We start from the raw sequence: 1,324 nt of genomic DNA on the forward strand, positions 1-1,324 counted from the left end.
CGTGACGGTGACACCGCCTCCGAGCAGCTGCAGGCCTCGCTCCCGGCGGTGGTGTCGGTGACCGACCAGTCCGGTGAGGCGCGTTACCCCTCGTTCAAGGGCATCATGGCGGCGAAGAAGAAGCCGGTGGAGTCCCTGGATCTGGGTGATCTGGACATCGAGGCGGACGAGGTGGGCCTGGCGGGTGCGTGGACGGCCGTGGATTCCGCGGTGCAGCGTCCGGCCCGCACGGCGGGCACGATCGTGAAGGACGAGGGCGAGGGCGGCAAGCAGCTCGCCGAGTTCCTCGCGGGCCAGAAGTTCATCTAAGGGCCACTGGCCGAACCGCCCCTTCTTCACTCATTCACGCAGGAGCATTCCCATGGCTGAAGTCCTCGTCTACGTCGATCATGTCGACGGTGCTGTCCGCAAGCCCACTCTCGAACTGCTGACCCTGGCCCGCCGGATCGGTGACCCGGTCGCCGTGGCCCTGGGCAACGGTGCGGCCGAGACCGTGGCGGTGCTGGCCGAGCACGGTGCGCTCAAGGTCCTGACCGCAGACGCGCCCGAGTTCGCCGACTACCTCGTCGTCCCCAAGGTCGACGCCCTCCAGGCCGCCCACACCGCGATCTCCCCGGTCGCGGTCCTGGTGCCGTCCTCCGCGGAGGGCAAGGAGATCGCCGCCCGCCTCGCGGTCCGTATCGGATCGGGTCTGATCACCGACGCGACCGACCTCGAAGCCGGTGACCAGGGCCCCGTCGCGACACAGGCCGCCTTCGCCGCCTCGTTCACGACCAAGTCCCGCATCACCCGCGGCACCCCCGTCATCACCGTCAAGCCGAACTCCGCACCCGTCGAGGCCGCCCCCGCCGCCGGCACGGCCGAGGAACTGCCGGTGACCTTCTCCGGCCAGGCCACCGGCACGAAGATCGTCTCGCGGACCCCCCGCGAGTCGACCGGACGCCCCGAGCTCACCGAAGCCGCGATCGTCGTCTCCGGCGGACGCGGCGTCAACGGCGCGGAGAACTTCCACATCATCGAAGCACTCGCCGACTCCCTCGGCGCGGCCGTCGGCGCCTCCCGCGCCGCCGTCGACGCCGGCTGGTACCCCCACACCAACCAGGTCGGCCAGACCGGCAAGTCCGTCTCCCCCCAGCTCTACATCGCCTCCGGCATCTCCGGCGCCATCCAGCACCGCGCGGGCATGCAGACCTCCAAGACCATCGTCGCGATCAACAAGGACGCCGAAGCCCCCATCTTCGACCTCGTCGACTACGGCATCGTCGGAGACCTCTTCACCGTCGTCCCCCAACTCACCGAAGAAGTACACACCCGCAAGGGCTGA

At 69.6% G+C, this 1,324-nt stretch carries 2 protein-coding genes; both read left to right on the top strand.

The window, feature by feature from the left end; all coding sequences use genetic code 11:
- Nucleotides 1-309, top strand: a 309-nt coding sequence (locus AC07FA_RS34160) for an electron transfer flavoprotein subunit beta/FixA family protein (RefSeq protein WP_479080242.1), incomplete at its 5' end; no start/stop codon positions are given.
- Nucleotides 310-361: 52 nt separating this feature from the next.
- Entirely contained in the window at nt 362-1,324 is a 963-nt protein-coding gene (locus AC07FA_RS34165) for an electron transfer flavoprotein subunit alpha/FixB family protein (protein ID WP_479080243.1), read from the top strand.

This window comes from Streptomyces sp. NPDC045968, assembly GCF_056430475.1.